General features: G+C 43.3%; 6 protein-coding genes. 1 reads left to right on the plus strand and 5 read right to left on the minus strand.

Features of this window, described 5'->3' with window-relative positions; genetic code table 11:
- Window positions 1-424 precede the first annotated feature (424 nt).
- The 5 genes from F6K20_RS21335 to F6K20_RS21355 form a co-directional block, all read right to left on the minus strand.
- Entirely contained in the window at window positions 425-658 is a 234-nt protein-coding gene (locus F6K20_RS21335; RefSeq protein ID WP_008179742.1) for a hypothetical protein, read from the minus strand.
- 591 nt (window positions 659-1,249) lie between these two features.
- Window positions 1,250-3,658, minus strand: coding sequence for an ATP-binding cassette domain-containing protein (locus tag F6K20_RS21340; RefSeq protein WP_287265229.1), 2,409 nt, complete (start codon window positions 3,656-3,658; stop codon window positions 1,250-1,252).
- A gap of 436 nt (window positions 3,659-4,094) precedes the next feature.
- The gene (locus tag F6K20_RS21345) at window positions 4,095-4,268 is read right to left on the minus strand and encodes a hypothetical protein (protein ID WP_287295948.1); all 174 of its coding nucleotides are present in this window, start codon (window positions 4,266-4,268) and stop codon (window positions 4,095-4,097) included.
- A 2-nt stretch (window positions 4,269-4,270) separates the two neighbouring features.
- The gene (locus F6K20_RS21350) at window positions 4,271-4,789 is read right to left on the minus strand and encodes a DUF8051 family protein (protein ID WP_008179736.1); all 519 of its coding nucleotides are present in this window, start codon (window positions 4,787-4,789) and stop codon (window positions 4,271-4,273) included.
- A 61-nt stretch (window positions 4,790-4,850) separates the two neighbouring features.
- Entirely contained in the window at window positions 4,851-5,447 is a 597-nt protein-coding gene (locus F6K20_RS21355; protein ID WP_287295950.1) for a hypothetical protein, read from the minus strand.
- 237 nt (window positions 5,448-5,684) lie between these two features.
- Between F6K20_RS21355 and F6K20_RS21360 the strand changes: the two genes are divergently transcribed.
- On the plus strand, window positions 5,685-5,968 hold a 284-nt coding region (locus tag F6K20_RS21360), incomplete at its 3' end, for a TetR/AcrR family transcriptional regulator (RefSeq protein WP_287295951.1).

Here is a 5,968-nt window from a genome sequence, read left to right on the forward strand (position 1 = left end):
TTTCCCAACATTGACGACCGATAAAATGAGTGCAAGCCCGTCCCTAACGCACCCTACGAACTCACCCAATTAATAATTCCTCTAACTATAACAAAAAAAAATCGGTCAAGCTCTGGTTAACCCCAAGTCTTGACCGAATTCTTTTGTAAAGCTGAGCTCAACTCAACTCTAAATCACTGTCTTGATGCAGTCGCTCATGGGGGGGACCACGGCAGTCGCTCATGGGGGAAACCCCCAAGACCGCGCTGCCTCCCCAAGACCGCGCTGCATCGCTACTGATGAACTAATACATTCTTATCGAATTAGTCAGCAACTGCTCGAAAGCAACCACATTCTAACTCATCCTTCATCCTGATTTATATCCCTCCACAAAAAACGTTCACCATTCATAGTCGCCAGGGCTTTGCCCTGGCAATTTACTATCCTAGTCTACGTAAAAATATCGAATCAAAAAGGTCATAACCTCACCCGGTTTTCCAGTAGGCTCGGGAGTGCTCCACTCGTCTGGGTAAGCATACTTAAGGGAATAAATGGCATTAATTGTTTTGCGAACCTTTTCAGGAGAACCGATCAAAACGAGCTTGGCTTTCTTCCGTTTACGACCTTCGTTTTCAGGGGTGATATTGTCATCAGAGTTAGGTGGAAAGTTTTTAGTCATCAGTAATGACTCCTTGAAACTGCTTATATTATTAATATAATTATAAATTAATTTATTGTCAAGGGGTTTAGTAATTTTTTTTATTACGAAATATGGAGATTGTGGAGAGGTTAGAAAGAAAAGATATCCGATGATTTTTTGTGTTAATATCAGAGATTAATAGTAGGGTGGGCAGTGCATAAAACCAATTGAAAAGCTGATAATCCTAAAAGTAAGCACTGCCCACCGACAGATTAATAGTAGGGTGGGCAGTGCATAAAACCAATTGAAAAGCTGATAATCCTAAAAGTAAGCACTGCCCACCGACAGATTAATAGTAGGGTGGGCAGTGCATAAAACCAATTGAAAAGCTGATAATCCTAAAAGTAAGCACTGCCCACCGACAGATTAATAGTAGGGTGGGCAGTGCATCCGACTAATTTAAAACCTGACTATCCTAAAAGTAAGCACTGCCCACCCTACATCTACTCTATATTTCTCTGCCCACCGACAGTAAATTAACTATAAAATTAATTCTCTGGTGGGCAGTGCCTCAGACTAATTTAAAACCTGACAATGATCAAAGTAAGCACTGCCCACCCTACATATTTCCTATAAAATATCCTTCCGCTTCTGTAATTTAAAGGCGATTATTAAATAAACCCCGGTGTGTAAGCACAGTAGTAGCCAGTTAAGAATCAAATTTTGCCAGGTGGCATCATAAACGGGTGTTGCTTCAAAGGGAGGAGGAGGAAGCTTCAATCCAAACCTGGAAGACTGTTCTGGTACCATGCTATTCACATTTACCAGGGCACCGTAAGCTCCCATTGACCAACGACTTACCATCAGCCAAGATAGTGTACTGGCTAATCCTTTTAGTTTAAAAATAACTCCAGAAAAAATAATCTGGGGTAGCAAAATCAATGGTATAGTATTATTGGCTTCACTTTCATTTTTAACCAATGTCGATACCATCAGACCTAAACTGGTAGCAGCGATAATGGTTAAAAAAGTAGTGATTCCCAAGCCAATTTTCCAATCCAGTAGTTCAGAGGTAGGTGGCTTAAACCCATAGAGCACAATAGTAACAATCAAGATAGTTTGTAAAATAGCTAAGCCAGACCGAATCAGTACTTTGGAACCGAGATAGGGAAATAACCCTAAATTAACCAGTCGCTCTCTCGCATAAATACTGGACTCTTTCACAATTTCTTGCAGTGAACTAGATAGTCCAACCCACAGGGCAGCACAGGTAAAAATAAACAATACTCGTAGCGCTAGAGGTGCTTGGGTTATCTCTGGAGACTTCAGTTGAGCTAAGGGGTCTTTCCCTGACAACGTCAGAATAATCAAACTAATCCCAATCGGAGCAGTTAGTAAGGCTAGGGCAAGACTTCGCATATCCCGCACTACTAGTTGTAGATAGCGCTGACTGAGCAACAGCAGTTGCTTGAGTTGCTTGAAAACAGGAATACCAGCACTTTTGCTAGGGATTGAGGTCGATAGCAACCTTTGACCAGGACTGAGGTGTGCTGAAATGTAGGTCTTGTAACCAGGTGAGCTGAGAAACCGCTGATGCCAGTGTTCACTATTCTGCTCAAGTTCCTCCGGTGTTTCCCCTTGCTCTAGCTTCAGGTAAATATCAGGGAAGTATCTTAAGTCTGGAGATGGCATCTTAAAAAAGTCCATCGCTTCTGTGGGAGGACCAAAGTAACACAACCGTCCACCCCGACCCATAAAGGCAATGCGATCGCATACGTCAATATTCGCAGTAGCATGAGTCACCAGCACCACAGTTCGTCCCTGATTCGCTAATTCTCGCAATAGCTGCATCATTTCCTTATCCAGTCCTGGATCTAGACCAGAAGTAGGTTCATCCAGAAAGAACAGTTTCGGATCAGCCAATAATTCCACAGCAATACTGACTCGTTTCCGTTGTCCCCCACTCAGATTACCCACAACCGTGTTTCTCACAAAATCCAGTTTGACTTGTGACAAAGTTTGCTTCACCACCTGTTTCACATCAGTATCTGGTGGTAATCGTAATTCACAGGCATAGGTTAATACTTCTTTTACAGTTAAATCCCGATGCACAATATCATCTTGGGGAACATAGCCAATTTGTGAGCGGTACTGATTAAAATGCTGTCGCAAATCTTGGCCATTGATAAATACAGTACCTTTAGTAATTGGTGCAATTCCTAATAGAGTTTTCAGTAACGTAGATTTCCCAGTGCCACTACCTCCTACCAAAGCCACTAACTGACCTGGTTCAATCGGCATAGAAACCTGATTCAGGATAGTGCGTTTTTTGCCTAATTTATAATTAACCTCGCGCAGCAATTTATCAGCATCAATCCGAATTTGATTACCTTGGTCAACTAATTCTAAAGTATCCTGCCTCAACAGTAATATAAACGGACCAATCCGAATCGTATCCCCATCCTTAAGTAAAACTGGTTTATGGATTAATTTGTCATTAATAAAGGTACCATTTCTGCTATAATTATTAATCTGATAATTGCCTTCGGAAATCTTGATCAGGGTAGCGTGAAGGGAAGAAACTGTCGGTGCATCTAATGGCCAACAGTGGGAAAGTTCAGGATTAGGAGAACGACCCAATTGCAGTGGCCAATTTTGCACACTTGCCAAGGAAAGCTGCCGTTTATTTGGCGTCACCCTTGGTTGACTATGGGCAGGATTAAAGTAAGTGAGGCGAATGTAATCCCGAGGATTTTGTCCAATGGTCAACTCTAAGCCATGTTTCAGAAGATACCCATCAGTGATGCGAGTGTGGTTAACAAATAGTCCATTAGTACTTGGATTTGCCCCATCACCATCAAAAATCCGATAATCCTCTCCCTCTTGAAGCAGAAAAGCATGGCGTTGGGAGACAATAGTCCAGCCTGTTTCAGGAATATCGAAATCTGACCAAGTGCGATCGCGTCCTAATCGATAAAATCCTTTCTCAAGAGAAAAACGAAGTACTTGACCTTGATTGTTTAGCTCTAGATATATCATTGTCATATATAGCACTCTCAATCGGATGAGGTACCTCGCCCTTAGGGTTTTAGGGAGCTAAGGCCGTGGGCCACGCTTACTGGCTTTGCCAGACGCTGCGCGAACGCGCCCCGCGTGGCCTACGGCCAAACGCGAACGGAGCAGCGGTAAGAACCTTGAATGTACCTCATAGCTATGATAAACGCTATATAATTTTTATTTGAGATGTAAACATAGGATTGATATAAAAAGCAAACATATTCCTTCTAATTCTTAAGCATTCAGCGGTCAGCAGTCAGCGGTCAGCTTTCCTTAACTCAGATTAAACTAATGGTTATTTTTGTTATTCAAAAGCTGTTCGGTGTAGCTTGCCCTATGCCCATAAGCTGATAGCTGGTAAGCATTCAGCCGTCAGCCGTCAGTGGTCAGTGGTCAGCTGATTTTATTCAAAAACACCTCAAGTAGGGTGGCACAGGCTTCGACGCTGTGATCTAAGCCATAAGCTGATAGCTGATAGCTGATAGCTGATAGCTGATAGCTTACGATAGCTGTTACCGTAGCCTGGTACAGGCTTCGACGCTGTGCCACAAAGCTGATAGCTGACAGCTGAATACTTACGAATGTTAGGCACTGTTAGCTACCTATAGCAGATTTCGTAGCAAAGGTAATAATGCCAACACCAACAATAACCAAAAAGAAAGCGAAATATACAAACGTCTTTGAATAGGGTTTGCTTTCTATTACTTGCTCCTTGCCACTAGTGTTACTCGTCATAGCTCCGCGAACAGAAAGAAATAGTAAAGGAAGAGAAACAATCATTCCCAATACTTCAATTACAAATAGCGCCTGAGGCATGGGATCTGGCGAAACTGGAAAGAGTGTTCCTAAGTCTAGGGCGTATACGATAAAATAGGACATAGCACATAAGCTAGACACAATGAACGCCCACTTTAAATCTTTGAAGATAAAGTAAATAATTAAAAGGCTGACTATCTCTAGGGAAGTTAAGAAGGTATTAAATGCCCCCAATATCAAGGGGTCAATGTGTGAGAAACTCCTTGTTTCAATTGAACCACCAGGAATTAGAGACCCCAACAATCCAAAAGATAAAACCAAGAGTGCAGATACCAGATGTCTAATAGTTATTGTCATTGTAATTACCTCACAACTAGAATTATTCCTGTCAAACACCACAAATCAGTACCAGAAAATCTTATCGCGTTTCCCTAGGGCGATAAGGGGTTTCCTTAAGCAAATGACTGACTAATATTTTTAGAAAAAACAAAGGGAGAAACCATTCCAAACCAGGCATTGGGGAAAATAGATAGCGATCGCCCAACAGCCCTAAGCTGTAAAGCCCTAGGGCTACTGGACGTTGAAGATAGAGGGGAGACCGCAAAATCAACACTGATGCCCCCAACAGGTAGCTGGACACACCGATCAAGAACCCCCAATCTCCCCCACGAAATAGCAGCGCCACTAACAAGACATGGATCACATGAACAGACACAAATCCTAAATGCTGCTGCCAACCCTGTTCCGGTCGGTGATACCAACCCTTAGCGGTGGAAGTGGCATTGGTGAGGAGACCCCCCACTAAATCAAGGCCAAGAACAGCAATCAGTCCTAATTGCAACGGGCTCCACTGTATTGGGAGGGTCAGCGCGTAGGTTGGAGCTGCTACCAAAGCCACCAGCGACGGCACAAATTGTATCAGCAACTCAGCTTGGGTTGCCCCTGGTCCGGTGAAGCGATCAAGCCAACCTTTGAGACCAGAGCGAGGGGAGGGACAAGTCAGCTCAGAGTGCATTAGCTTAACCTCATAACAGTTGTTATGCTAACAATATAACAACTGTTATGATAAGCTGTCAATAGGCATTGAGACTTTGTTTATGTCCCACTTTATATCTGGTGTTATCTGGTTATAGCAGTCGCCAGGGCAGTTAGGACATCGACATTAGTCTCACACCCTTTGTAAGCGCAATAGTTTTACTTCTGACTTCTGACTTCTGACTTCTGACTTCTGCTATAGTTCCCTTTAATGCTCATGTCCCAACAGGATCGCCGCCTTGAAGTTTCTGAAGCCGCCTGGCGAGTTATTGTCCGAGAGGGGTTAGATCGCACCAGTATGCGCGCGATCGCCCAAGAGCTGGGTTGCACCACCGGAGTTGTTACTCACCACTTTCGAGATAAGCAGGAGCTTATTCTGTTTGCCCTTAATCAAGTAACTCAGCGTCTGCAAAAAACCATGCAGGCTGCAACAGAGCACGCTAGGGGAGTCGATCGACTGGTAGAAATGCTATCTGCGTTTTTGCCACTAGAAACTGAACA

It is taken from the genome of Moorena sp. SIO2C4, from assembly GCF_010672485.1.
GTDB lineage: Bacteria > Cyanobacteriota > Cyanobacteriia > Cyanobacteriales > Coleofasciculaceae > Moorena > Moorena producens.